This is a genomic window from Xanthomonas sp. NCPPB 2933 (genome assembly GCF_056725225.1).
Genome location: NZ_CM161518.1, coordinates 1,992,449 through 2,017,382, shown reverse-complemented (window position 1 = coordinate 2,017,382; position 24,934 = coordinate 1,992,449). Strand labels below are relative to the sequence as shown.

Genomic DNA, 24,934 nt, shown 5'->3' with positions numbered 1-24,934 from the left:
CGTTGCTGCGCTGTGCGTCGCGTTTGACCATGGGTCATCGCAAACGCATCCAGCGCAGAGGACACCCATGTCGGGTAAGACCAAGAAGTTCCGTTCCAACTGGTTCCGCGTGGCCGTCGAAGGCGCCACCACCGATGGCCGCACGATTCAGCGCAGCTGGATCGACGACATGGCCGCCACCTACAACCGCGAGACCTACAACGCCCGCATCTGGATCGAGCACATGCGCAGCCTGCTGCCGGACTCGCCGTTCCGTGCGTATGGCGACGTCACCGCCGTCAAGGCCGAAGAGGTGGAGATCGACGGCACCAAGCGTCTGGCGCTGTTCGCACAGATCGAGCCGACCCCTGACCTGATCACCATCAACAAGTCCAAGCAGAAGCTCTACACCAGCATCGAGGTGCAGGAGAAGTTCGCCAATACCGGCAAGGCGTATTTGGTCGGCCTGGCCGTGACCGATTCGCCGGCGAGCCTGGGCACCTCCATGCTGAGCTTCGCCAGCCAAAACCCCGACGCCAATCCGCTGGCCGATCGCAAGCAGTCACCGGGCAACCTGTTCACCGTCGCCGAGGAAACCGCGCTGGAATTTAGCGAGGTCAGCGAAGGTCCGGTCGCCAATCTGCTCAGCAGGATCCGCACCGCGCTCAAGAGCGAGGGCGCCACCAGCATCACCGCCGCGCAGTTCGCAGAGCTTGGCGAAGGTGTCGAAGAGATCGCCGAGCACGTGCGCGGCCAGGACGAACGCTTCAACCGCCTGCAGACCGAACACGCCGAGCAGAAGGCCAAGCACGCGCAGCTGGCGAACGACCTGGCGCAGCTGCGCGAGTCGCTGTCGCAACAGCCGGACCCTGCACAGCCCGCACGCCCGGTGGTCACCGGCGGCGGCGCGGCTGTGTTGACCGACTGCTGACCCCACACCACCACACGCACACGCCGCCAGCGCCACATCTTCGGAGCCACCATGCAAAACGCCACCCGCCTGCAGTTCAATCAGTTCGCCGAGCAGATCGCCAAGCTCAATGGCATCACTTCCGCGTTCCATTCCTTCGCCGTCGATCCGACCGTGCAGCAGAAGCTGGAAACGCGCATGCAGGAATCCAGCGAGTTCCTGTCCAAGATCAACATCATCCCGGTGGACGAATTGTCCGGCCAAAAGGTGGGCATCGGCGTCACTGGCAGCATTGCCAGCCGCACCGACACCGGCGCCGGCAAGACCCGCACCCCGCGCAACGTCGCCGCGCTCGACAAGAACGAGTACGTCGCCAAGAAGACCGACTTCGACACCGCCATCCCGTATGCGCTGCTCGATGCCTGGGCCAAATTCCCGGACTTCCAGGCGCGCCTGCGCGATGCCATCGTCAAGCGTCAGGCGCTGGACCGTCTGCAGATCGGCTTCAACGGCACGCACGCCGCTGCCGACACCGACCGCGCCGCATTCCCGCTGCTGGAAGACGTCAACATCGGCTGGCTGCAGCAGTACCGCACCAATGCTGCCCAGCGCGTGCTGGCGAGCGGCAAGACGGCGGGCAAGATGGTCATCGGCGCCGGCGATGGCGCGGACTACCGCAACCTCGACGCGCTGGTCTTTGACGTGGTGAGCAACCTGCTGGATCCGTGGCACCGCAAGGATCCGAGCCTGGTGGTGGTGCTGGGCCGCGACCTGATGCACGACAAGTATTTCCCGATGGTCAACAAGGACCAGCCGGCCAGCGAGAAAATCGCTACCGACCTGATCTTGAGCCAGCGCCGCGTCGGCGGCCTGCAGGTGGCCGAGGTGCCGTACCTGCCGGACGGCGCGTTGATGGTCACTTCGCTTGCGAACCTGTCGATCTACTACCAGACCGGCGGCCGTCGCCGTTACATCCAGGAAGTGCCCGCACGCGATCGCATCGAGAACTACGAGTCCTCCAACGATGCTTACGTGGTCGAAGACTACGGCCTGGGCTGCGTGGTTGAGCACATCGAGATCGAGGCCTAAGCCATGGCCGACAGTCCCGCCAAGCGTCACCACAGCCGCGTGCTCGCCGAGCTGGAAGCGGCGCAGCGCGCTCCGCACCAGCTGATGGCCGGTGCAACCGCCTACGAGCAGCATATGGCGCAGCTGCAGAGCGATCGCCTGCGGCTGAAGCAGATCCAGTCCACCCAAGGCAAGGCGGCGCTCAAGGTGCAGCTGCTGCCGACCTACGTGCCGTATCTGGCCGGCGTGCTGGCCGGCGGCCAGGGCGCGCAGGACGAGATCGTGATGACGTGCATGGTGTGGCGCATTGATGCCGGCGACTATGCCGGCGCGCTGGAGCTAGGTGCCTACGTGCTCAAGCACTGCCTGCAGATGCCTGACCGCTTCTCCCGCACCGTGGGCTGTGTGCTGGCCGAAGAGATCGCCGAGGCGGCGCTGTCTGCACAGAAGACCGGTCAGAGCTTCGATGAGGCCGTCCTGGCCGACACCGCCGCGCTGACTGCAGAGCAGGACATGCCTGATGAGGTGCGCGCCAAGCTGCACCTGGCACTGGCCCGCGCAACGCTTGCGGGCATCACCGATGAGACGCCTGCCGACCAGGCGCAGCCCATCGCCGCTGCCGCTGTCTCCGACCTGCAGCGCGCCATCGCACTGCATGGCAGCTGCGGCGGCAAGAAGGATCTGGAGCGCGCCGAGCGGCTCTTGAAGAAGTTCAGCGCTGAGCCTGCGGGCACCAGCGCATAACCGAGCGTCCCCGCAACCCTCGCCGGCTCGGGGCCGATCCACAGCACGTCTTCGCTGCGGTGACGCCCCGACCACCGGCGATCCCTTCCGAGCCATCCATGAGCGGATTCACTGCCACCGGCACCACCAGCGCCACGCCTGATGCGATCGCCAATGCGCCGTTCTGGCCGGCGATCGCACCGGCGACTGTGCGGGCGAGCATGCGCCTGGATGGCACCGTCACCGATCCGCGTCTGCGTCAGGCCATCGTCGCCGCCATGTTGGCGGTTAACGACGAACTGCAGGCCTGGGCGGATAAGCAGCAGGCGACCGGCTACGCGGCGTTGGCCGACGTGCCCAGCACCACCGTCGATGGCCTCTCGCGTCGCGTACAGCTGTACCTGCGCGCCGTCGCGTGTGCCACTGCCGTCGAGGTGGCCGAGCGTTACCGCAGCTTCGACGCCACCGACAGCGCCAACCAGCGCGCCGATGACTTGTCGCCCAGCATCACCGAGTTGCGCCGCGACCAGCGTTGGGCGGTGCGCGATCTGCAGAACCTACCGCGCAGCACGGTGGAGCTCATCTGATGCGCGTGCACGCCATGCAAGGCGACACCGTCGACCTGCTGTGCTGGCGCCACCTGGGCAGCACGGCCGGCCTGGTCGAGCGCACCTATCTCCTCAATCCCGGCCTGGCCGAACTGGGCGCCGTGCTCCCGCACGGCACGCCGGTGGAGTTGCCCGAGGTAACCACCACCACAGCGGCGATGACGCCGCTTGTGCAGCTATGGGACTGATCCGATGACCGAACCCACCTCCGTATCGAGCGGCTTTTTGATCGCCACCGGTGTGGGCCTTGCCTCCGTGCTGCCTGGCATCGACGGCGATGCGCTGATCGGCGCCTTCGCCGGCGGCGCGCTGTTCGTGGTGTCCGCCGCCAAGCAACCGCTGTTAGCGCGGCTGATCTATTTCCCGGTGAGCGTGATCGCCGGCTACCAGCTGGCGCCGGAAATCCTGCGCTGGTTGCCGATCAAGTCCAGTGGCGTGGCCGCCTTCGCCAGCGCGGCGTGCGCGATCACCGTCACGCTGGGCCTGATCGAAAAGAGCAAGTCCTTCGACTTTTCCTTCCTACGTCGTGGAGGTCCGCCCAGTGCATAGCCTGGTCACCGTCCTGACGTTGATGGCCTCGCTCGCCATCTGCGTCCGCCTGCTTACCTACCACCGGCCCGTCGATGCGCGCCATCGACGCGGCGCGGGCTGGTGCGCGTGGTTGCTGATCGCCAGCACCGGCGGCCAGGCGCTGCACATCCTGCTGGCCGGCGCCGGCTCGCAAGTCAGTCTCTGGCACCTGGGCACGTTGATCGTGCTGGCGGTACTCACCTACCGCGCCCAGGGCAATGTGGCGCGCATCCTGAAGGTCGATTGATGTTCACCGATACCCAGCTCGCCTCGATCATGCAGTGCTCGCCGCAACGCGCTCAGCGCTGGCACGGCCCACTGCTCGCCGCCGCCAACCGCTTTGGCATCACCACCAAGCGCCGCGCTGCGCACTGGCTCGGTCAGGTCGGCCACGAAAGCCTGAGCCTGTCGCGCATGGAAGAAGGGCTGACCTACACCACCAGCGCTCGGCTGTTGGAAGTGTTCGGCACGCGCATCACACCGGCCCAGGCGCCCAAGTTCCTGCGCAATCCGGTCGGCCTGGCCAACTTCGTCTACGCCGACCGCCTGGGCAACGGCAACACCGCCAGCGGCGACGGTCACCGCTACCGGGGCCGTGGCCCGATGCAGCACACGTTCCGTGGCAACTACCGCCGCATCGGTGAGCTGATTGGCCTGCCGGTGGAAGAACAGCCGGATCTGCTGCTGCAGGTTGAGCCAAGCGCACTGGGAGCGGCGGCGTACTGGCACGACAACGGCCTCAACGTGCTGGCCGATACGGGCGACGTGCTTGGCCTGGGCCGCAAGATCAACTTGGGCAACGTGCGTGCCAAGCGCTTGCCCGAAGGCCACAGCGATCGCGTCACGCGCACGCAGCGCGCCCTGCAGATCCTGGGCGTGAGCTGATGGTCACGCGCCTGGTCATCCTGCTGGCGCTGATTGCAGTGCTCGTTGGTGGCTGCGTGTGGCAAGAGCAGCGCGTCAACACCGCGCAACGCGAACGCAAGCAAGCTCTAGACGCAAAAGCTGCCGCTATCGCCGAGCGCGACAGCGCAAAGAGTTCCATAAAGGTCGTTGTCGAGTACGTCGACCGCGTGCACATCGTGCGCGAGGCCGGCGCCACCATCACCCGCGAGGTCCCGATCTATGTCACCCAGAAAGCCGACGCTGCTTGCGCTATCCCTGCTGGCTTTGTGCGGCTGCACGACGCCGCCGCCACGGGCCAGCCTGCCGGGTCGCCCACCGGAGATCCTGATGCGCCGGCCGCCGGCATTACGCTCTCTGGCATTGCCGGTACCGTCGCCGACAACTACACCAGCTGCCACGCCACCGCCACGCAACTGACCGCGCTGCAGGACTGGATCGATCTGCACGTGCCGGAGCCGGTGCCATGATCAAGCCCGCCAGCCTGCGCGCGCATCTGGTGGCGGCCTTGCCGGATCTGGCACGCGATGCCGACCGGCTGCTGGTGTTTATCGACGCCGGCAGCCTGATCAGCACGTTCCAGCCCGGGCTGTCGTTCGAGTACCAGTACACGCTCAACCTGATCCTGACCGACTATGCCGGCCATCCGGACAGCGTGATGCTGCCGCTGCTGGAATGGGTGCAGGTCAATCAATCCGAGCTGCTGTCCAACTCGGCGCGCCGTGGCGAGATTGCCTTCGAGGCCGACATCCTCGCCAACGATGCAGTGGATCTGTCGATCAAGTTGCCACTGACCGAGCGTGTCGTGGTCACCGCGAAGGACGGCGGCGGCTACGACATGGCCCATGCGCCCGAACCCGTGATCGATCCATGGATGAGCTGACCGCGCTGGAGAATTGGGCCGCGCCGCTTCTGGCCCGCCTGCAGCCGGGCGAACGCCGCACGCTGGCCCGCAAGATCGGAACGGAACTGAGGCGCTCACAGAGCCAGCGCATCGGCAAACAGCAGGCGCCCGATGGCACGCCGTACGCCCCGCGCAAGCAGCAGCTGCGGCAGAAGGCCGGGCGCGTCAAACGCGCGAAGATGTTCGCCAAGCTGCGGCAGGCCAAGTTCTTCAAGGTCAGCGCCAGCCCCAACGCTGTGAGCGTGGGATTCGTGGGGCGCGTATCGAGGATTGCCCGCGTGCATCAGGAAGGACTCACCGAGCGGGTTCGCCTGAACGGCCCAAGGTCGCTCTATGAAAAACGTGTACTTCTTGGCTTCACTGTTCAGGAGAGAACTCTCATCAACAGCTTGCTAACGCAACACTTAGCGACGCTCTAGTGACTGGTGATTGCAACTCAGATGCGGAGATAGCCTCGCATCCGCCTTTAAATCTCGGGGAAGGCCATTGTGAACGTTGAGCCATGACCTACTTGGGAGATCACTTCAATAAACCCATTGGCCTGCCGAACCGCCCCGTATACTTGCGCAAGCCCCAGCCCGGTTCCCTTGCCGCTGGGTTTGGTCGTGAAATACGCCTCGAACAAGCGATCACGGACCTCCGGAGCAATCCCCTCACCTTGGTCAACGACCGAAATGGTTACGTAATTACCGGCGCGACGTTGCTGATCTACATCGCTGTCCAAGCAAGTCGTCTTCGTCACCACGACAGAAATCGCCCCCCCGTTGGGAGAAGCATCCCGTGCATTGATCACCAAATTCATCAGGGCACGCTCCAGCGTGTTGGGATCGACCAGTACGGTAGATTTTGCATTATCAGGATGACATTCCAGCTGGACACCCGAACCGGCCGCCTGCTGGAGAAGAGGCAGTAGATTTGTTGCCAACTCACACAAATTGGTCATTTCCGGTGCATAAGGGTGATGGCTTGCAAACCCCAACAAACGTTTTGACATCGTGGTGCCATGAGTGAGCGCATTCAGTGCAATGCCCAGCAACGAATGATCCCGCAGCACGAGTTCATTACGCGCCCGCACCAACTCAATTGCGCCAGACGCTGCCTGAAGTACGTTGTTCAGGTCATGCACCATGCCCGCAAGAAGCTGTCCGATCGCATCGCCTTTCTGCGCCTGCTTGGCCGCAGACTCTGCCAACCGCTGCGCGGCACGGGCAATATCCAGCTCATCCGCGCGCGCTTCAGCATTCGAGAACGCGCTGGACAGTCTGATCAGCGCGGCATTACTGGTCTTTTGGAGCTGCTCACCAAACGCATCAGTATTACCATCTTTCACATCAATCAATCGACCTTGCAACGCATTCTTCAAGGTCACCAGCGCCGCTTGGGCAAGCCGCCCTTCTGTGATGTCCCGATTCACAGCCAGTAGCGACGTGACGTTGCCGAACTCGTCCTTCAGCGGAGTTGTAGACACAAGCCAATGCCGGTCCACACCTCGCGGAGTGGTGCATTCAGCTTCGAATTGCGCTGGCTCTCCACGCCTGCCTGCAGCCAAAGCCTCTTCAATTTGAGGGTGCACATGGTCTGGCCACTGTGACGTCCAGTGACGGTTGAGCACATATTCCTTGTTCTCAACAGCAACTCTCTCGAGACCGTGTGAGTTCACAAAGGTGATGATCCCCTCGAGTGAAAGCTCTTTGATCGAGTCACCCGATAGCTCGACAACGTGCTGGAACCAGTCTTTCGTCATTTGGCCCGGTCTGGACATGTGTAGGGGACGTTAAGGATATTTTGGGGCTGCCCCCCATACTGATCAACAGACGAAGTTCAAGTTGCCACATATCGATGCTCCAGAAGGCTGAATCATTAATTTTGATCGTGGAAGACGAGCCGTTAGTCCGACAAGTTACCCAGCTAATGCTTGAAAGCGTAGGCTTTACAGTGGTAGCAGCAGGCAACGCGGAAGAAGCGCTGCAATGCCTGAAGGAACAGCCCACCGTGTGCGTGATTGTGTCGGATGTGCAGATGCCTGGCGCGTTGGACGGGCTTACGCTGATTCGGAAGCTGAGAGACGATGGGCTGCAGATACCTGCCGTCTTGACCTCAGGACGGTTGCATCCGTCCACACTGCCACCCTCGACGAGCTTTCTGCCTAAACCGTACACATTGCCGAAGCTGATAGCTGCAGTGGAAGAATTTTTGCCTATGCGGACAGTGCCGTTTACACGAGCAAGCGAGATCCCTTAAAAAAATCTGCGTGCTTCCCTGTTGCATTTGATCGTGGCTGACTGGAGCGCACCTGCGCAGCATGTGAATTAGTGATAGTGGTTAGTTCGGAAGGAAGGATAATCATCCCTATAGACAGCGCTTGCGCTGCCGATAAGAGGAATACTCAAGGAGTCCTTTCCATGCCAGGCTCGCTCAAAACCCAGCTTCCGTTCACATCTACCAGTGAGACGATTGGTGATCTCTTAGATTGCCTAGCGCGGCTTACCCCACTAAAAACTTGGATTTTTGCAGAAGTCAAAAACGACTACTGGATCATCCGCGCATGCACAGATGCCAATTTTGGTTTGAAAGTCGATCAATTTTTGACTTGGTCTGAGTCGGTGTGCAGAAGGGTTATTAGCATGGGAGGGCCTCAGTGTGCCCCAGATCTAGGGAAGATCGATCACCTTGCCCAAGCGCCACTTGCTATCGAGCTAGGAATTGCCAGCTATCTTGGCGTTCCAATCAAAGTTCCAGGCAAGATGGAAGGCATGCTCTGCGGCATTGACACCCATATCGCTGATAACGAACTCGAGCACTTCTTACCAGTGGCGGAGACCTTTGGCCGCATGCTGGCAAGTTCGTGGGCGCAGCATCTGCTAGAAAATCAACCTCTCACGTCTGCACCGGAAGTGCAAACCGTGGATGTACTCACTGGACTCTACGATCTAAATGCGTTTCAAGCGCTATTGCAGAGTGCAGCAGAGCATCATCGCAACGAGCAGGGCGGGATTTTGCTTTTTGATCTGGACGTCAGCAGTGCAGGAAATGATGCGGGTACAAGAAGAGAAATTGAAGTTGCTACAGAGCTTTTACAAGCGGCAACGCGCCCTCAAGATGGACTTGCGCATCTATCTCCAGGAGAGTTCGCCATCTATCTTCCTGGGATCAGCGAGGCGGGATTGTTGTCGGTTGCACGGCGTATCCGCTCATCTCTCACCGCGCGCGGACTCAAGTCGAAATGGGGTGCGAGTTGGTTCAAAGACATGGACCAGCTCGACAATGTGGACCATGCGCTCAAGCGGGCAAGCTCGCAGACCACCGGCACCACATCAGTAGAAGAGGTTGCAGCTTAGTATGTAATTGGCAATTGGTGTTCGTAGCGTAAAGGGTCAGGTTATTCTGTAATGCATCGATATACACGCTATTGCCATGGGGAAAAGCACGGTAGCCGGAGAGCATTGTTCCAAGCTTTCTAGTGTTCTTCCCATGGCCTCTTTTACAGCAGTTGATCTATCAAGGCTGCAAGCGCCCGACCTGATTGAAGCTCTGGACTTTGAGACGATGTTCGCCCAGGCGCTCGCTCAGTTTCGTCGGCTAATGCCGGAGTTTTCCGCGCTTACCGAGGCGGATCCGGTCTACAAAATCCTGCAGCTGTTCGCGGCTCGGGAGCTGCTGATCCGCCAGCGTGCCAACGACAAGGCGCAGCAGACCATGCTGGCCTTCGCCACAGGCACCAACCTCGATCACCTAGGCGCATTGTTTGGCGTCGCGCGCCTGGTGCTCGATCCGGGGCGGCCGGAGAACGGCATTGCACCGACCCATGAGTCGGACGTGGACTTCCGCCGCCGCATCCAGCTGGCGCCCGAGGGCTTCAGCGTGGCAGGGCCCGAGGGCGCGTACATCTATCACGCGCTCAGCGCGGCGGCCGATGTCATGGACGCCAGTGCCACCAGCCCCGCACCTGGGCAAGTGCTGGTCACCGTCCAATCGCGCACGGGCAACGGCAAGGCTCCCCAGGCATTGTTGGACGAGGTCGCTGCCATCCTCACCAACGACGACGTGCGCCCGCTGACCGACGATGTCACCGTCCAGAGCGCGCAGATCGTCCCGTATGCCATTCGTGGGCGCATCTACACCTACGCTGGCCCCGACTCGGCGGTGGTCATGCGCGAGGCGATGCGCAGCCTGCAGGCGTATCTGGACGAGGCACACCGCATCGGTCGCGACGTACCCGAGTCGGCTATCAAGGCAAAGCTATTCGCAGATGGCGTGCAGCGCGTGGAGCTGGACTCGCCGGCAGCCGACATTCGGATCAGCCGGACGCAGGCTGCTTACTGCACCGCGATCGACATCGTGCACGCCGGCATCGATGAGTAACTCCCCGCTGCCGCCCAACGCCACGCCTATGGAGCGCGCCCTTGCCGCCGTTGCGGCGCGTCTGGAAGCGATCCCGCTGCCATACCCGGATCTGTGGAATCCGGACACGTGCCCGGCCGGCCATCTGCCGTGGCTGGCGTGGACGCTCTCTGTCGATGACTGGAAGGCCGACTGGAGCGATGCGGTCAAGCGCTCGCGCTTACGCAGCGCCATGGCGATCCAGCGCCGCAAGGGCACAGCCAACAGCGTCCGCATGGTGGTTGCCTCGTTCGGGGGGGCGGTGACCATCCGCGAGTGGTGGCAGCAGCAGCCACGCGGCCAGCCGCACACCTTCGAGCTGACGCTCACGCTCAATGGATCCGATGGGCGGGCTGCGAGCGCTCGATTTGTCGATGAGGTCATCGCCGAGGTTGAGCGCACCAAGCCCGTTCGCTCGCACTTCGGCTTCGTGCAGGGGCTGCAGACCACCGGCAACTTCTCGCTGGTGACTGGTATTCGCATCATCAACTACCGCCGTCTGTCGATGACGGCGCAGGGATAAGCCATGGCATTACAACTGGTTCTCACCACCGCAGGTCGTGCGGCGCTGATCAACGCCGAGAAGAACGGCACCACTTCTACCAAGGTGGCCAGCATCGGTTTCACGGCGGCGGCATTCGCTGCAACGGAAGACCTGAAGGCAGTACCAGGCCAGCACCTGACGCTCTCCAGCATCTCCGGCGGCACGACTTCTTCCACAACCATCCACGTCACTGTCAGCGACACGAGCCGGGCAACCTATGAGGTGCGTGGTTTTGGGCTGTATTTGGAGAATGGCACGCTACTGGGCAGCTATTCCCAGCCCGAGCTGATCATGGAAAAGGCCGCCGCCTCCGACCTGCTGATGTCGGCCGACATCCTGTTTTCTGGGGTCACCGTGTCTTCGGTGACGTTCGGCAATGCCAACTTCACCAACCCGGCCGCGACCACCGAGAAGGAAGGCATCGTCGAACTTTCCACGCGCGCGGAGGCCATTGCAGGCACGGACCCGCAACGCGCCGTCACACCGGACGCGTTAAAAGCCGCGATCGACAGCCGCAGTGGTTGTGCGCGCTTTGAGGCATCGGGCACCTTCGTTGTCCCGGCGGGAGTGACGGCGATCTATGTCAGCGCCTGTGCAGGCGGCGGTGGCGGCGGTGGCGGTGCAACGCGTGCCGAGAAAGTTCTGGGGTCAGGCACCTACACCGCGACCGGTGGCGGCGGTGGTGGCGCTGGGCAATCGATTCAGCGCGTGCGCTTCGCGGTCGCGCCTGGCGCCACTGTTCCAATCGTCATCGGAGCCGGTGGATCCGCTGGCGCAGGCTCAAGGACGGACGGGACAAACGGCGTAGCCGGCAGTGCAGGCGGAGCAACCGTCATCGGCAATCTCATCACCCTGGCTGCAGGTCAGGGTGGCGGCGGCGGTCTCGTTGGTGCAACGCAGGTCGGCGGTGCAACCGGTGGAGACGGCTACCCAGCCGGCGGCGATTCGGCATCGATCTCAGTCAACGCACCCTATGGCCCGGCAGGTACCGGTGGCTCCTGTGCATTCGGCGGCGGCGGACCTGGCGGACGGAGTGCAGGCGAAACCACATCCGCAAGTCGTAAAGGCTTCGGCTTTGGCGCTGGCGGTGGCGGTGGGGGCGGCGTTTCCAATGGCTCCACGGCAAGCACGTTTGGCAAGGATGGTTCCACCGGGTGCCCCGGCTTCGTTTTCATTGAGTGGTGCTGAGATGACGATTGGACGTTACGCGATGATCCAAACCGGGACCGACGTGGTGGTCAACATCATCGTTTCCGATAGCGGCTTCACCATTGACGGTTTCGAGTTCCGCGCACTCCAAGACAAGACCGTGTGCGAGCCTGGCATGTACTTCAATCGCGGTGACGGGCTGTACTACTTCGACGCGCAGTTCACCCAGCGCGAAGTCATCGCACCGGAGCCGCCTGCGAATTTGTAGCACCGCTGCGCTGCGTAGATCACGCAGCTACAGCACAACTGCGGTGTCATCCTGCACGCGCGCGACGACCATGACTGCATGGGCAACGCATCCTCCGCACTGAGTAACGCCATTCGCCTCGGCACCGTCGCCGAGGTGAATCTCGCCACCGCGCGATGCCGCGTGCAGGTCGGCGAGATGCTGACCGACTATCTGCCCTGGGTGGTCACCCTGGCCGGCACCACCATCATCTGGTCGGCGCCGGCGATCGGCGAACAAGTCGTGGTGCTGTCGCCGGCTGGCGACCTGGCCGATGGCGTGGTGCTACGGGGCCTGTACTCCGACCAATTCGCAGCGCCTGCCGCGTCCGACACGCTCCACGTGCTGCGCTTTGCCGATGGCGCGCAGATCCATTACGACACCGAGGCGCATGCGCTGCAGGCCACGCTACCCAGCGGCGGCACCGCGTCCATTACTGCCGATGGCGGCATCACGCTCAATGGCCCGCTGACCGTCAACGGCAAGACGATGCTCAATGGTGATGCGACCATCACCGGTATCGCGAAGGCGACCACCGATGTCATCGGCGGCGGGATCAGCCTCAAGAACCACAAGACCACCGGCGTGACGGCCGGCAGCGCACTCAGCGGTGGCCCGCAGTGATCGGCGTTGATGCCACCACCGGCCGTGTGATCGAGGGCGAGCAGCACCTGGCCCAATCGATCGCCTGCATTCTGACCACGCCCATCGGCACGCGCGAGCAGCGCCGCGACTTCGGCTCGCTGCTGCCCGAACTGATCGACCAGCCGTTCAACGGCGCCACCCGCACGCTGCTCTACGGCGCTACGGCCACCGCGTTAATGCGCTGGGAGCCGCGCCTGCGCCTGACCCGCGTCACCCTGGTCATCGGCGATACGCCTGGCAGCTTCGTGCTGACGATTGAGGGCGAACGCACCGACGTTGCTCCCGCCAATGCGCGCTCGCGCATGACCATCCCGCTCCGCTTCCGCTCGTCCTGATCGAGGAACCTATGTCTACTGTCTACCACCACGGCGTTCGCGTCATCGAAGTCAGCGCAGGTGCGCGCGTCATCCGCACCGTCTCCACTGCCATTGTCGGCCTGGTCGCTACGGCGTCCGATGCGGACGAGAAGATCTTTCCGCTCGACAAGGCCGTGCTGGTCACCGACGTGCTGAGTGCCATTACCAGTGCCGGCACCAAAGGCACCTTGCGCGACTCCCTGCGGGGCATCGCCGACCAGACCAATCCGGTGACCGTGGTCGTGCGTGTGGCCGAAGGCGAAGACGCGGACAAGACCTCGTCCAACGTCATCGGCGAGGCCAAGTCCAGCGGCTATACCGGCCTGTATGCGCTGCTCGCGGCGCAAGCACAGTTGGGCGTGCGTCCGCGCATCCTGGGCGCGCCGGGCCTGGACACGCTACCGGTGGCCAAGGCGCTGGCGACCATCGCCAAGAAGCTGCGCGCCATGGCCTATGTGCGGCCAGTCGCCGAAACCGTAGCTGAGGCCATCACCTACCGTGGAAAGTTCGGGGATCGCGAGTTGATGCTGATCTGGCCCGACTTCATGGCCTTCGACACCGCTACCAGCACCACGACAGCGGCGTATGCCACTGCACGTGCGCTCGGCCTGCGCGCCAAGATTGACACCGAACAAGGCTGGCACAAGAGCCTATCCAATGTGCCCGTGGCAGGAGTCACCGGCATTTCCGAGGACGTGCACTGGGATCTGCAGGATCCGGCCACCGATGCGGGTGTGCTCAACGAGGGCGATATCACCACGTTGGTCAACTTCAACGGGCAACGCTTCTGGGGTTCGCGCACGTGCGCGGAGGACAACATGTTTGCCTTCGAGACGGCCACGCGTACCGCCCAGGTCCTGGCCGACACCATCGCCGAGGGCGTGGCGTTCTACGTCGACAAGCCGATGCATCCCTCGCTGGTCAAAGACATCGTCGAAGACATCAACGCCAAGTTCCGCGACCTGAAAGCGTCCGGCTACCTGATCGATGCCACCGCCTGGTTCGACGGCACCGTCAACAGCGCCACCACGCTCGCCGATGGCGCGCTGCGCATCGACTACGACTACACGCCAGTACCGCCGCTGGAAAACCTGCAGCTGTACCAGAAGATCACGACCAGCTACCTGGCCGACTTCGCCGAACGCGTCAACGCGTAACGCACCCGCCTTAGATTCCCGGAGAAACGCATGGCTTTGCCCAAGAAACTCAAAGCGCTCAACCTGTTCAACAACGGTGAGAGCTATCTCGGCCAGGTGGTCGAAGTGAAGCTGCCCACGCTGTCCCGCAAGATGGAGGAATATCGCGGCGGCGGTATGAATGGCCCGGTCGACATCGACTTCGGCCAGGAGAAGATCGAGCTCGAATGGAAGTGCGGCGGCCTGATGCGCAGCGTGCTGAATCAGTACGGCGCCACCACGCACAACGCCGTGCAGCTGCGCTTTGCCGGCGCCTACCAGCGCGACGACAGCGGCGCGGTGGATGCCGTCGAATTTGTGGTGCGCGGCCGTCACAAAGAGATTGATCCCGGTACCGGTAAGTCCGGCGACGACACCGAATTCTCCGTCAAGACCTCCGCCAGCTATTACAAGCTGATGATCAACGGCTCCACCGTGATCGAGATCGATCTGATGAACATGATTGAGATCGTCAACGGCGTGGATCTGCTCGCCCCGCATCGCCGCGCCATCGGCGCCTGACCCTTCCGGCCTGGCGCCGCCAGGCCTCCGCCCTGAGACCTTCCGATGACCCCGACCTTTTCCCCAGCCATTCCTCTCGACCAGCCGATCGTGCGCGGCGAGCAGACCATCACCGAGCTCAAGGTGCGCAAGCCCGGCGCTGGTGAGTTGCGCGGCCTCAAGCTCGCCGATCTGCTGCAGATGGATGTCACCGCGTTGGCGACCCTGTTGCCGCGTATCTCTTCGCCAGCGCTGACCACCGCAGACGTCAATGCGATGGATCCGGCCGACCTGGTGGCGGTCGGCCAGGAGGCCGTGGTTTTTTTCTTGCCGAAGGCGATGAGGGAGACGGACTTCCCAACTGCGTAGAGGATGCGATGGCCGATATCGCGGCCATCTTCCACTGGCCGCCGTCTGAAATGGATTGCTGGTCGCTGCACGAACTCACGGCGTGGCGCGAGCGTGCCCGCCTGCGAAGCGGAGCCGAATGATGCGCCACCCAACGAACAAGGCCGCCTAAATGGCGGCCTCCGACAATCTGCGCCTGCAGGTCATCCTGGCCGCCGTCGATCGCGCCACCGGCCCGTTCCGCCGCGTGCTCAATGGCAGCCGTGGCGTTGCTTCCGCACTGCGCAATCAGCGCGACGCGTTGCGCCAACTCAACAGCCAGCACCGCGACATCGGCGCGTATCGCGAACAGGTGGCGTTGGCACAGCGTGCCAAGACCGCGCTCGATGCGCAGCGGCAATCGGTGCGCACGCTTGCCCAGCAGATCAAAGCCACCGGCACGCCCACCGCCGCCATGAATGCCGAGTTCGAACGCGCCGTGCGCACCGCACGCGAACTCAAGACCGCACACGGCGCGCAGGAGGCCGGCCTGCAGCGCCTGCGTGGTCGCCTCGAAACGGCCGGAATCAGCACGCGCGAGCTGGTCACGCATGAGCGCCGTTTGCGCGGCGAGATCGAGAACACCAACACCGCCATGCGCGCCCAGCAGCAGCGCCTGGCGGCGATCGATGCCGCACAGCGGCGCAGCGCTCGCATCCAGAGCGCCGGCCTGCAGGCGAGCGCCTACGGCGCCGGCATGGCGTTCGCCGGCCAGCGCGCCTTGCGTGCGTCGGCGCTGCCGATCAGCGATGCGATGGAGTTCGAGTCGGCGATGGCCGACGTGCGCAAGGTCGTGGACTTCAAGACGCCGCAGCAGTTTTTGCAGATGGGCCGCGATGTCGAAAACCTCTCGATGCGTTTGCCGATGCTGCCGGCCGAGATTGCCAAGATTGTCGCCGCCGCCGGCCAGGCGGCCATCCCGCGCCAGGAGCTGGTCCGCTTCGCCGAGGACGCGGCCAAGATGGGCGTGGCCTTCGACAGCAGCGCCGAGGACGCCGGCCAGACCATGGCGACCTGGCGCACGGCGTTTCGCATGGGCCAGGCCGAAGTCGTCGTGCTGGCCGACAAGATCAACTACCTCGGCAACACCGGCCCTGCCAGCGTCAACAAGATCAGCGCGGTGGTGAACCGCATTGGTGCCCTGGGCGAGGTCGCCGGCCTTCAGAGCGGGCCACTGGCCGCGCTGGGCGCCACGGTTGCCGGCATGGGCATCGAGTCGGAAGTCTCGGCCACCGGCATCAAGAACATGCTGCTCACCCTGGCCTCGGGCGAGTCGGCCACCAAGAGCCAACGCGAGGCCTTCGATAAGCTGGGCATCAAGGCCACCGCCATGGCCGAGGTCATGCAGAAGGATGCAGGCGGCGCCATCATGTCGGTGCTGCAGAAGCTGCGCGCACTGCCCAAGGCCGAGCAAGCCGCGACGATGACGCAGCTGTTCGGCCGCGAGTCGATCGGTGCGATCGCACCGCTGCTGACCAATCTGGAGCTGCTGCAGGGCAACTTCGCCAAGGTGGCCGACGCGCAGCGCTATGGCGGCTCGATGTCGGCCGAGTACGCATCGCGGGTGGCCACCTCGGCCAACTCGCTGCAGCTGCTGAAGAACACCGCTGTGGTGGTGTCGCAATCGATCGGCCAGACGCTGCTCCCGCAGTTCAAGCAACTGACCGAGCGCACGGCTGCGGTGGTCGGCCAGGTCACGACGTGGATCCGCGCCAATCCGGTGCTGGTGGGCGCGATCGCCAAGACGGCGATCGCCGGCGCCGCGCTGGTCACGATCCTGGGCGGTCCACTGGTGGCCGGCGGCGTGGCCGCGATGGCGTTTTCGCAGATCCACGGCGCTGTGGCGCTGCTGTCGGGCGGTGGCGGCTTTGGTGCGCTGCTGCGGCAAGGGCTGGCGTTGGGCGGCCGCGTGCTGCCGATGCTCGCCAATGGCGCCCGCCTGCTGCTGCCGCTGCTCGGCGGCGTCAGCCTGCCGGTGCTGGCGATCGGCGCGGCCGTCGCTGCGGTGGCGCTGCTGGTGTGGAAGTACTGGGGGCCGATCAAGGCGTTCGCCATCGGCGTGTGGCAAGGCATCGTCGATGTGGCCGCGCCGGTGCTGGCAGAGCTGCAGGCGGCGCTCGCGCCACTGGCGCCGGTGTGGGACACCGTGGCCGCTGCGATGGGCCAGGCCTGGGCGTGGGTCAAGCAGCTGCTGACGCCGTTCGAGGCCACCACCGCGCAGTTACACGGTGCAACGCAGGCCGGTCGCGGCTTCGGGCAGATCATTGGCGCGGTGCTGGTCACCCAGCTGCAGCTGGCCGTCAAGGCGATCGGCTGGCTGGTGCAGGCGTTTGTGTTCGTGCTGCCGGTCATCAAGCAGATCCTCGGCGGCGTGTGGCAAACCGTCCAGGGCACGTGGTCGCTGATCGTGGGCGTGTTCACCGGCAACGGCGATCGCATCCGCCAGGGGCTGCTGCAGCTGTGGGCCGGCATCAACCAGCAGCTGGCTAACTGGCCGGCGCGGATGCTGCAGGCCGGTGCGGACATGATCAGCGGCTTGCTCCAGCCGTTTGCGTTCGTCCTGCCGGTGATCAAGCAAATCCTCGGCGGCGTATGGCAAACGGTCCAGGGCGCCTGGTCGCTGATCGTGGGCGTGTTCACCGGTAACGGCGATCGCATCCGCCAAGGGCTGTTGCAGCTGTGGGCCGGCATCAACCTGCAGCTGGCCAACTGGCCCGCCCGGATGCTGCAGGCCGGCGCCGACATGATCAGCGGCCTTGTCCAGGGCATCCGCTCCAAGCTCGGCGCCGCCAGTAACGCGATCGCCAGCGTCGGCACCGGTGTGGTCGATCGCTTCAAGGGCCTGCTGGGCATCCACAGCCCCTCGCGCGTGTTCGCCCAGCTGGGCGACTTCACCATGCAGGGCCTCACCGTGGGACTGCAGCGCGGCCAGGGCGCGCCGGTGCAGGCCGTCATGGCGCTTGGCAACCGGATGCGTGCGGTGGGCGCCGGCCTGGCCCTGGCGACGGCCACAGCACCTGTGGCGGCGATCGATAGCCGGGCGTCGCTGTCGGCGCCTACGCGCGCCGCCAGCGCGCCTGCAGGCGGCAACAGCTACGTCATCCACGTCCATGCCGCACCGGGCATGGATGCGACTGCACTGGCGCGCGAAGTCGCCCGCCAGCTCGAAGACCGCGACCGGCGCACAGCGGCCACCCGCCGTTCCAGCCTGCGCGACGACTGAGGATCCACCCCGATGATGATGTCCTACGGCACGTTTGTGTTTGCCCTCGATAGCGCCGCGTATCTACAGCTGCAGCGGCAGATGAGTTGGCGCCACGCCACCAGCGATCGCGTCGGCGCGCGAGCGGCCAGCCAGTTCCTAGGGCCAGGCGATGAAACCATCGAGCTATCAGGCCTGATCGCGCCGGACCTGACCGGCTCGCGTGGATCGCTGACCACGCTGCGCAGACTCGCAGCCGCCGGCGAGCCGCTGCCGCTGGTCGATGGCACTGGCTGGGTGTATGGGCCGTATGTGTTGCTGTCGGTCAACGAGACGGCCTCGCTGTTCTTCCCGGATGGCACGCCACGCCGGGTCGAGTTCCAACTGAGCCTGCGTCGCACCGACGACGTTGCGCCGGAGGCGACCGCCGCATGAGCTACCCGATTCCGCAGTGGCGCGTCGTGCTCGATGGCACCGACCTCACCGAGCGCATCGCACCGCGCCTGCTCGATCTCACCCTCACCGAATGCCGTGGCGGCGAAGCCGACCAGCTGGATCTGCGGATCCACGATCACGACGGCACGATGGCGCTGCCCAAACGCGGCGTGCGCCTGGCCGTAGCACTGGGCTGGAAAGCCACCGGCCTGGTCGACAAAGGCACCTTCATCGTGGACGAGGTGGAATACAGAGGTGCGCCGGACATCATCACCGTGCGCGCGCGTAGTGCGGATCTGACTGCGGACATGCGCACACGCCGCGAGCGCAGCTGGCACAACACCACCCTGGGCACCGTGCTCAACACGCTCGCTGGCGAGCATGGACTGACGCCGCGCGTGGCCGACGCGCTGGCGCGTACCAAGCTGCCCCATCTCGACCAGGCCAACGAGAGCGATATGAATCTGCTCACCCGCCTGGGACAGCGCTTTGATGCGGTGGCAACAGTGAAGGCAGGTGCGTTGGTCTTTGCGCCGATTGGCGCTGGCACCACTGCAACCGGCAAGCCGCTGCCGACCGTCACCCTGACGCGGCGCGACGGCGACCAGCACCGTTACTCAGTCGCCGACCGTGATGCCTACACCGGCGTGCGCGCGTACTGGGTGGACAAAGGCAAGGCGCGGCGGCAGTCGGTGCTGGTGGGCACTGACGACAATGCAAAGCGCCTGCGCGAGTCGTATGCAGATGAGGCGACGGCACGCCAGCATGCGCATGCGGAGCTGGAACGGGTGAAGCGCGGAGTGGCGAAGTTCGATTACACGCTGGCGATCGGGCGGGCGGATCTATTCCCAGAGCAGTGGCTGACGGCGAGCGGCTTTAAAAAAGAAATTGATGAGCAACGCTGGCTGATTGCCAAAGTAACGCACGTCATCGACGGATCAACCGGCTTTTCAAGCTCTCTTCAACTGGAATCCAGTTCATAGATTTACGACAAGATCAGCGATGCCGACTTGAGGTGGCAAACGAGCTGTGATATTCAAAACTTACAGGGGGCTGCACAAGGAGATGCATGTATGAAGATTGGAGTTCTGAGCCTGGCTTTGACAGCAGCTATGCTTGCTTCCGCTGGAATAAGTTCAGCAGATGCCAAGGAAGCGAAAGTCACAACTGTTTTGACTACGCAAAAGGTCTACGGTCCCACCGCACCTGAAGTAGGTGTAATACGTGACTGGATCAGCAAGCGCTCGCCGGAGTATCAGCCGCTTCTGAAGGGCGGAACTATCACGGTGAAGCGCTCAGGGCCGGTGAATGCGCGGTCGATGGCGACAGCGGCTGACGGCCCCGGCGGCCCACCCGTTCCGCTTCCTGCGTCGGGCATCCCGGGTGAAACCATCGAAGTTACGCAGACATATCCAAATGGCGGCTACGAAACTTGGATATATGTCTGGGGTCTTCAGGACATTCCTTCGGGCCTGGGTGAGTGGCAGTTGCAATCCTACAAGTTTGATAGGGGCAAGGGAGAGATCCCTGACAACATCCCGGAACCCTGAGTCCAATAGCTGAGAAGTTCATCCGGATGTCAGGCCACCTCGCATCGTCAGGAAGACGATGGTTCGATCGCAAGGAGCTAAGCGCCGACACCTTGAAAAGCCGCCGGAATCGCTCCGGTGGCTTTTTTTATGCGCGCGATTGAATTGGAACTCTAGCTGCTCAAAGTCCGCCAGCCGCTGCCGATAACGCTCTCTTTTGCGAGGACCAGCTGTCCTATCTGGACGTTGATCAAGACTTCTTTTTTTTACGGCCGCCCATGTTGATCTGCATGTATCTCTGATCGATCGCACCTGTCGTGTTCAGCATTTGAGACACGTGGCTGTTGTCGTTGAACGTCACGACAGGCGCAACTTTCTCAGCCCCCTCGCCTGCTGATCCAAGATCGGACAGCATCGCAGTGCGCACCTCATGCGAAGCAGCGCGGAACGCAGCCACCAACGCAGCCTCGGACGGATCCAATTCCACCCGCTGTTCCAGAAGCACATACATGATGTCTACGCCGCGAGCATGCGCGGCCAATAGGTAGGCTCCACCTGGCATGTTCTGGTCCTTTTCGAAGTAAAGCTGTGCCCACTTCGAGATGCCACAAGCGTCGGCCATCTCCTGCTGCGTAAGGCGCAGGCGCTTCCGTTCTTCCTTCAGGCGTTTCCCTACAGTCACTAAGGTTTTTCCTCATATTGACAAAGTTGGTGTTAACACCAACAATTTCCAAAACCACAGGCGACCGCCACCGATGCCCCGCAAAGCGCAAGCTCATCAGCAGTTCCACCCTCGAACCACAGCACAGGCGCGGGAATGGTTGGTGTCCAACGGCATCACGGTCTCTGGATTCGCCCGGCAACTTGGGGTGAATCGCACTGTTGTCGACGATCTGCTCCGAGGCCGCTCGCAAGGCAAGTACGGCGATGCGCACACAGCTGCAATTGCACTCGGTCTCAAAGCACCGCCGAATTATGCCGCAAAAGTCCAAACTTCCAAGCGCTCTAGGGGGTGAGCATGTTCGGCCGGAAAAAAATCGTCTTCCGCTGCGAGGCGTGTAGCGCGAGGCTCATCAAACGCACCAGCGTCCTCGCACATAAATTCCTGCGGCATGACTCCTACGTGTGCGAGAACCCGATGTGTGGTGCGACGTATACAGGCCATTCGGAGTTGACCGGTATTGCCAGCCCCAGCGGCGTGCCTACCGCACACAGTGAGCTTCCACCAACACCGGCGCTCCAACGCGCCCAGGCGCTACAGGCGTACCGCGAGTCGCTCGGCGACCGTCAGCTGGATCTGCTGCCCGTAGGCGGCGAGCAGTTCTTCCCTCACCTCTGAGGCACCCCTAATGCGAAAGACCATTGATTGGGCGGCATTGCCGCCCACGGCGAAGCTTTGCCTGGAAGTTGCACTCATGCACGGCGGCCTTGTGAAGACCGAACACGGTTACATCGGCCGCACTGCCGCGCCAGACACAGATCAGCGCTTCGGCGCAGTTGCGGTTGCCGCACTCATGCGAGAAGGCCTGGCCACCTCTGACGCCTTCGACGAGCGCCTTGTGGCGATGACCGATGCCGCCACCGCGTTGTTCCATCTCCACCCCGAGAATACCGAGGCCGGCTCGTGAGGCATTCCAACAGCTGGTTCACCGCACAGGAGCCGCGATTCGTTGATGCGGCCAGCAATCTGCCGCAGCGCATCGCGCCGCACGCCAAACACGAAGAGGCACGCCTGCTCGCTGCCGCCGTTGACGCACACCGCCGTTCGGGCGGCGCTTACGTCGTGATTGACAATGCCACAGCTCCGCTCGCGCCTCGGCGCTGGCTCGGCGTCTAAGGAAATTCGATGCAAGAGGATCTGCGGCAACAGGTGCTGTCCCGGCTGGAACGGGATTACGGACTCAAGCACCGTAGTGGTACCGAGTACATGCGCGGCGGCAAGTGCCCGTCGTGCGGCAAGAAAGAGCTTTACACCAACCATCTCAAGCCTTGGGTGGTGAAGTGCGGCCGCCAATCCAAGTGCGGGCGCGAGCTGCACGTCAAGGATCTGTACGACGACTTGTTCGACGACTGGTCCAAGCGCTTCCAGCCAACGGCTGCGGCTCCCAACGCTGCGGCCGATGCCTACCTGCAGTTCTCTCGTGGCTTTGACCTGGCACCGCTGAAAGGCCTCTATACCCAGGACAGCCACTACGACCGGAAGATCACCGCCGGCACCGCAACGGTGCGCTTTGCGCTCGTCAAGGGCGGCTGGTGGGAGCGCCTGATCGACCGCCCGCACCGCTTTGGCAAGCAGAAGGCGCGCTTTGCGCCAGGCCAGAGCTATGCGGGGGGTTGGTGGGCTGCTCCTGCCGCGCTGACAGCCATGCAGACGGCACGCGAGGTGTGGATCGTTGAGGGCATTTTTGATGCGATTGCGCTCCTGCAGCACGGCATGTGCGCGGTATCGGCCATGTCCTCCAACGCATTTCCGGAAGAATCACTGCGCGAGCTCGCCAAGGCACGCATGGCCGACCTTCCGACGCTCGTGTGGGCACTGGACAACGAGCCGGGCGCCCGTGCGTACACGCACAAGCACATCAAGCGCGCAGCGGCGCTGGGCTTTGACTCGCGGGCAGCGCAGATCGTCCAGCGCGATGGCAAGAAAACCGACTGGAACGACCTGCATCTGCGCGCTATCGCGTCCGATGATGCCAAGCAATGGGACAACGACGTCAAGGAAGCCCGCTACCAGGGCGACCTGCTCGTAGCGCGCACGGCGGTGGACAAAGGCCTGCTGATGTTCGAGCACGACGGCCGCAACGACTTCTGGCTGGAGTACCGCTCCCGCCTGTACTGGTTCGACTTCGACACGCAGCGCTTCGACAAACTGCGTAAAGAGAAGCTGGGCGACATCGATGCCGACGACGGCGACGAGGTTGCTGCCGAGGATCTGAGGAAGATCAAACGCGCTGCATGTTCCGTGCAGAAGATCGCCAACTGCTACCCGGAGGCGCTGTATTTCCAGCGGCAGGAGGTCACCGACGAAAGCTGGTACTACTTCCGCGTCGATTTTCCGCACGACGGCCCCAGCGTAAAGGGCACCTTTACAGGTGGCCATGTCGCTAGCGCCTCAGAGTTCAAGAAGCGTCTGATCTCCCTGGCCGCCGGCGCCATGTTCACCGGTACCGGCCACCAGCTGGACCGCCTGATCGAGGAACAGACCGAGGCAATCAAGACGGTCGACGCCATCGACTTCGTGGGCTACAGCAAGGAACACCGCGCCTACCTGCTCGGCGATATGGCCGTGCGCGACGGCGAGCTGGTGACTGCCAATGAAGAGGACTACTTCGAGTTCGACAAGCTGCGCTTGAAGACCACGCAGAAGTCCATCCGTCTGGAGATTCAGCGCGACGCCGAGGCGTTCCGCGTGGATTGGCTGCCATGGCTGTGGCAGTGCTTCGGCACGCACGGCATGGTCGCCATGACGTTCTGGTTTGGCTCGTTGTTCGCCGAGCAGATCCGCGCTGGGCATAAGAGCTTTCCGTTCCTCGAAGCCACCGGTGAAGCCGGCGCCGGCAAGACCACGCTGCTGACGTTTCTGTGGAAGCTGCTGGGCCGCTCGGACTACGAGGGCTTCGACCCGGCCAAGTCGTCCAAGGCCGGCCGTGCACGCGCCATGGGCCAGGTGTCCGGCATGCCCGTCGTCCTGCTGGAAGCCGACCGCAGCGAGCCAGACAAAGCGCATTCCAAGACGTTCGAGTGGGATGAGCTGAAGGACTTCTTCGGTGGCGGCACGCTGGCAACACGCGGCGTGCGCAATGGCGGCAACGAGACCTACGAGCCGCCGTTTCGCGGCACGATCGTGATCACCCAGAACGCTGCGGTGGACGCCAGCGAAGCGATCCTCACGCGCATCGTGAAGCTGCACTTCAAACGCCCGCAGGTCACCACCGAAAGCCGCATTGCGGCCGACAACCTCAACGCACTGCAGGTCGAAGAAGTCAGCCATTTCCTTGTGCGTGCTGTCCGTCAGGAGCGCGCCATCCTTGATCTGTTCGCCGAGCGGGTGAAGGTGTTCGAGGCCAAGCTACGCGGGCAGCAGGATCTGCGTCTGGAACGCGTCATCAAGAACCACGCGCAGATGCTGGCGCTGTTCGACTGCATGCGCCTGGTCATCGCTATCTCTGACGACATCGTCGAGCAGACACGGCTCGCGCTGTTGGACATGGCTCTGGAACGGCAGAAGTCGATCAGCGCAGACCACGCGATGGTCAATGAGTTCTGGGAGGTCTACGAATACCTCGAAGCCACCGGCCACGGTAAAGCCGTCGTCAACCACAGCCGCGACGCGCAGAGGATTGCGATCAACCTCAATCACTTCGCTGCGCGGGCCGCGCAGTTCAGTCAGTCCGTGCCCGATCTCAAGGTGCTGCGCGCACTGCTTGGGGACTCGCGCCGGCACAAATTCATCGGCGCGAACGTAGCCGTCAACAGCGCTGTCCTCAAGGACGACCTGACCGGCGTCGGTACCACCGTTAAGTGCTGGGTGTTCGCCAAATGACCGCGTTTCCTCATGTTGGAAATTTCAGGAAATTTTCGTTGACATCACCCCGGGAGCGGAGCAACCATTACTCCGTCGCCGCACAATCGGCGACCGGGTTTGACAGCCTGAATCAACGGCGCACCAGCGCCCATCGA

Annotated in this window: 34 protein-coding genes; 32 read left to right on the top strand and 2 right to left on the bottom strand. The window is 63.3% G+C overall.

All coding sequences use genetic code 11. From position 1 onward, the window contains the following. Positions 1-67 precede the first annotated feature (67 nt). The 11 genes from AC1PLU_RS08190 (at position 68) to AC1PLU_RS08140 (ending at position 6,084) form a co-directional block, all read left to right on the top strand. A complete protein-coding gene (locus AC1PLU_RS08190) occupies positions 68-910 on the top strand; it encodes a GPO family capsid scaffolding protein (RefSeq protein ID WP_481108169.1) in 843 nt (280 codons plus the stop codon). 51 nt (positions 911-961) lie between these two features. Then, a complete protein-coding gene (locus AC1PLU_RS08185; RefSeq protein ID WP_116921669.1) occupies positions 962-1,978 on the top strand; it encodes a phage major capsid protein, P2 family in 1,017 nt (338 codons plus the stop codon). Between the two features lie 3 nt (positions 1,979-1,981). Beyond that, a complete protein-coding gene (gpM, locus tag AC1PLU_RS08180; protein WP_481108168.1) occupies positions 1,982-2,701 on the top strand; it encodes a phage terminase small subunit in 720 nt (239 codons plus the stop codon). Positions 2,702-2,799: 98 nt separating this feature from the next. Then, positions 2,800-3,267, top strand: a complete 468-nt coding sequence (locus AC1PLU_RS08175) for a head completion/stabilization protein (RefSeq protein WP_481108167.1) — start codon at positions 2,800-2,802, stop codon at positions 3,265-3,267. Continuing rightward, a complete protein-coding gene (locus tag AC1PLU_RS08170) occupies positions 3,267-3,476 on the top strand; it encodes a tail protein X (protein ID WP_005917735.1) in 210 nt (69 codons plus the stop codon). The genes AC1PLU_RS08175 and AC1PLU_RS08170 overlap by 1 nt, the downstream gene beginning before the upstream one ends. Before the next feature lie 4 nt (positions 3,477-3,480). Then, positions 3,481-3,837 carry a phage holin family protein gene (locus AC1PLU_RS08165; protein ID WP_005929454.1) on the top strand — a complete coding sequence of 119 codons (357 nt, stop codon included), beginning with the start codon at positions 3,481-3,483 and terminating at the stop codon, positions 3,835-3,837. After that, complete coding sequence (locus AC1PLU_RS08160) at positions 3,830-4,105, top strand: phage holin family protein (RefSeq protein ID WP_005922189.1); 276 nt, start codon at positions 3,830-3,832, stop codon at positions 4,103-4,105. Before AC1PLU_RS08165 ends, AC1PLU_RS08160 begins: the two co-directional genes overlap by 8 nt. Continuing rightward, complete coding sequence (locus AC1PLU_RS08155; protein WP_164923337.1) at positions 4,105-4,743, top strand: glycoside hydrolase family 19 protein; 639 nt, start codon at positions 4,105-4,107, stop codon at positions 4,741-4,743. The genes AC1PLU_RS08160 and AC1PLU_RS08155 overlap by 1 nt, the downstream gene beginning before the upstream one ends. After that, the gene (locus AC1PLU_RS08150) at positions 4,743-5,231 is read left to right on the top strand and encodes a hypothetical protein (RefSeq protein WP_481108166.1); all 489 of its coding nucleotides are present in this window, start codon (positions 4,743-4,745) and stop codon (positions 5,229-5,231) included. Before AC1PLU_RS08155 ends, AC1PLU_RS08150 begins: the two co-directional genes overlap by 1 nt. Then, complete coding sequence (locus AC1PLU_RS08145; RefSeq protein WP_481108165.1) at positions 5,228-5,644, top strand: phage tail protein; 417 nt, start codon at positions 5,228-5,230, stop codon at positions 5,642-5,644. The genes AC1PLU_RS08150 and AC1PLU_RS08145 overlap by 4 nt, the downstream gene beginning before the upstream one ends. Beyond that, the gene (locus AC1PLU_RS08140; RefSeq protein WP_481108164.1) at positions 5,632-6,084 is read left to right on the top strand and encodes a phage virion morphogenesis protein; all 453 of its coding nucleotides are present in this window, start codon (positions 5,632-5,634) and stop codon (positions 6,082-6,084) included. Before AC1PLU_RS08145 ends, AC1PLU_RS08140 begins: the two co-directional genes overlap by 13 nt. A 47-nt stretch (positions 6,085-6,131) precedes the next feature. Here the strand turns inward: AC1PLU_RS08140 and AC1PLU_RS08135 are convergent, their stop codons facing one another. Beyond that, complete coding sequence (locus AC1PLU_RS08135) at positions 6,132-7,409, bottom strand: two-component system sensor histidine kinase NtrB (RefSeq protein WP_481108163.1); 1,278 nt, start codon at positions 7,407-7,409, stop codon at positions 6,132-6,134. Positions 7,410-7,504: 95 nt separating this feature from the next. On the opposite strand from AC1PLU_RS08135, the gene AC1PLU_RS08130 reads away from it, so the two are divergent. The 16 genes from AC1PLU_RS08130 (at position 7,505) to AC1PLU_RS08055 (ending at position 20,275) form a co-directional block, all read left to right on the top strand. After that, positions 7,505-7,906 carry a response regulator gene (locus AC1PLU_RS08130; protein WP_481108162.1) on the top strand — a complete coding sequence of 134 codons (402 nt, stop codon included), beginning with the start codon at positions 7,505-7,507 and terminating at the stop codon, positions 7,904-7,906. A 161-nt stretch (positions 7,907-8,067) separates the two neighbouring features. Beyond that, a complete protein-coding gene (locus tag AC1PLU_RS08125) occupies positions 8,068-9,003 on the top strand; it encodes a sensor domain-containing diguanylate cyclase (RefSeq protein ID WP_481108161.1) in 936 nt (311 codons plus the stop codon). Between the two features lie 133 nt (positions 9,004-9,136). Continuing rightward, entirely contained in the window at positions 9,137-10,027 is an 891-nt protein-coding gene (locus AC1PLU_RS08120; protein WP_481108487.1) for a baseplate assembly protein, read from the top strand. Next, positions 10,020-10,568, top strand: coding sequence for a phage tail protein I (locus AC1PLU_RS08115; RefSeq protein ID WP_449369231.1), 549 nt, complete (start codon positions 10,020-10,022; stop codon positions 10,566-10,568). Before AC1PLU_RS08120 ends, AC1PLU_RS08115 begins: the two co-directional genes overlap by 8 nt. Positions 10,569-10,571: 3 nt before the next feature. Beyond that, positions 10,572-11,777, top strand: a complete 1,206-nt coding sequence (locus tag AC1PLU_RS08110) for a glycine-rich domain-containing protein (RefSeq protein WP_481108160.1) — start codon at positions 10,572-10,574, stop codon at positions 11,775-11,777. A 22-nt stretch (positions 11,778-11,799) separates the two neighbouring features. Further along, complete coding sequence (locus AC1PLU_RS08105; RefSeq protein WP_228438417.1) at positions 11,800-12,006, top strand: hypothetical protein; 207 nt, start codon at positions 11,800-11,802, stop codon at positions 12,004-12,006. Between the two features lie 78 nt (positions 12,007-12,084). Then, positions 12,085-12,648, top strand: coding sequence for a phage baseplate assembly protein V (locus AC1PLU_RS08100; protein WP_481108159.1), 564 nt, complete (start codon positions 12,085-12,087; stop codon positions 12,646-12,648). After that, on the top strand, positions 12,645-13,004 hold the full coding sequence (locus AC1PLU_RS08095) for a GPW/gp25 family protein (protein ID WP_274341105.1): 360 nt from the start codon (positions 12,645-12,647) through the stop codon (positions 13,002-13,004). Before AC1PLU_RS08100 ends, AC1PLU_RS08095 begins: the two co-directional genes overlap by 4 nt. An 11-nt stretch (positions 13,005-13,015) precedes the next feature. Continuing rightward, a complete protein-coding gene (locus AC1PLU_RS08090) occupies positions 13,016-14,182 on the top strand; it encodes a phage tail sheath protein (RefSeq protein WP_481108158.1) in 1,167 nt (388 codons plus the stop codon). 30 nt (positions 14,183-14,212) lie between these two features. Further along, positions 14,213-14,722 carry a phage major tail tube protein gene (locus AC1PLU_RS08085; protein ID WP_481108157.1) on the top strand — a complete coding sequence of 170 codons (510 nt, stop codon included), beginning with the start codon at positions 14,213-14,215 and terminating at the stop codon, positions 14,720-14,722. Between the two features lie 45 nt (positions 14,723-14,767). Continuing rightward, entirely contained in the window at positions 14,768-15,070 is a 303-nt protein-coding gene (locus AC1PLU_RS08080; protein WP_057672078.1) for a phage tail assembly protein, read from the top strand. A gap of 8 nt (positions 15,071-15,078) precedes the next feature. Next, positions 15,079-15,192 (top strand): GpE family phage tail protein, encoded by a 114-nt coding sequence (locus AC1PLU_RS08075; RefSeq protein ID WP_481108156.1) that lies wholly within the window; start codon positions 15,079-15,081, stop codon positions 15,190-15,192. Positions 15,193-15,221: 29 nt separating this feature from the next. Continuing rightward, on the top strand, positions 15,222-18,311 hold the full coding sequence (locus tag AC1PLU_RS08070; RefSeq protein WP_481108155.1) for a phage tail tape measure protein: 3,090 nt from the start codon (positions 15,222-15,224) through the stop codon (positions 18,309-18,311). Between the two features lie 12 nt (positions 18,312-18,323). Then, positions 18,324-18,725, top strand: a complete 402-nt coding sequence (locus tag AC1PLU_RS08065; RefSeq protein WP_481108154.1) for a phage tail protein — start codon at positions 18,324-18,326, stop codon at positions 18,723-18,725. Next, complete coding sequence (locus AC1PLU_RS08060) at positions 18,722-19,708, top strand: phage late control D family protein (RefSeq protein WP_481108153.1); 987 nt, start codon at positions 18,722-18,724, stop codon at positions 19,706-19,708. Before AC1PLU_RS08065 ends, AC1PLU_RS08060 begins: the two co-directional genes overlap by 4 nt. A gap of 90 nt (positions 19,709-19,798) precedes the next feature. Then, positions 19,799-20,275: a hypothetical protein gene (locus AC1PLU_RS08055; protein ID WP_139369496.1), complete on the top strand. Its 477-nt coding sequence runs from the start codon at positions 19,799-19,801 to the stop codon at positions 20,273-20,275. Between the two features lie 229 nt (positions 20,276-20,504). On the opposite strand, the gene AC1PLU_RS08050 is transcribed toward AC1PLU_RS08055, so the two are convergent. After that, positions 20,505-20,936 carry a helix-turn-helix domain-containing protein gene (locus AC1PLU_RS08050; protein ID WP_033480222.1) on the bottom strand — a complete coding sequence of 144 codons (432 nt, stop codon included), beginning with the start codon at positions 20,934-20,936 and terminating at the stop codon, positions 20,505-20,507. Between AC1PLU_RS08050 and AC1PLU_RS08045 the strand changes: the two genes are divergently transcribed. Genes AC1PLU_RS08045 through AC1PLU_RS08025 form a run of 5 tightly spaced genes read left to right on the top strand, consistent with a single transcriptional unit; the run spans position 20,857 to position 24,797 of the window. Further along, positions 20,857-21,270, top strand: a complete 414-nt coding sequence (locus AC1PLU_RS08045) for a helix-turn-helix domain-containing protein (RefSeq protein ID WP_319607800.1) — start codon at positions 20,857-20,859, stop codon at positions 21,268-21,270. The genes AC1PLU_RS08050 and AC1PLU_RS08045 overlap by 80 nt on opposite strands. A 2-nt stretch (positions 21,271-21,272) precedes the next feature. Next, positions 21,273-21,593, top strand: a complete 321-nt coding sequence (locus AC1PLU_RS08040; RefSeq protein ID WP_029820451.1) for an ogr/Delta-like zinc finger family protein — start codon at positions 21,273-21,275, stop codon at positions 21,591-21,593. 10 nt (positions 21,594-21,603) lie between these two features. Further along, positions 21,604-21,882: a hypothetical protein gene (locus tag AC1PLU_RS08035; protein ID WP_228333799.1), complete on the top strand. Its 279-nt coding sequence runs from the start codon at positions 21,604-21,606 to the stop codon at positions 21,880-21,882. Continuing rightward, entirely contained in the window at positions 21,879-22,091 is a 213-nt protein-coding gene (locus AC1PLU_RS08030) for a hypothetical protein (RefSeq protein WP_005929517.1), read from the top strand. The genes AC1PLU_RS08035 and AC1PLU_RS08030 overlap by 4 nt, the downstream gene beginning before the upstream one ends. 9 nt (positions 22,092-22,100) lie before the next feature. After that, entirely contained in the window at positions 22,101-24,797 is a 2,697-nt protein-coding gene (locus AC1PLU_RS08025; RefSeq protein WP_481108152.1) for a toprim domain-containing protein, read from the top strand. Positions 24,798-24,934: the final 137 nt, after the last annotated feature.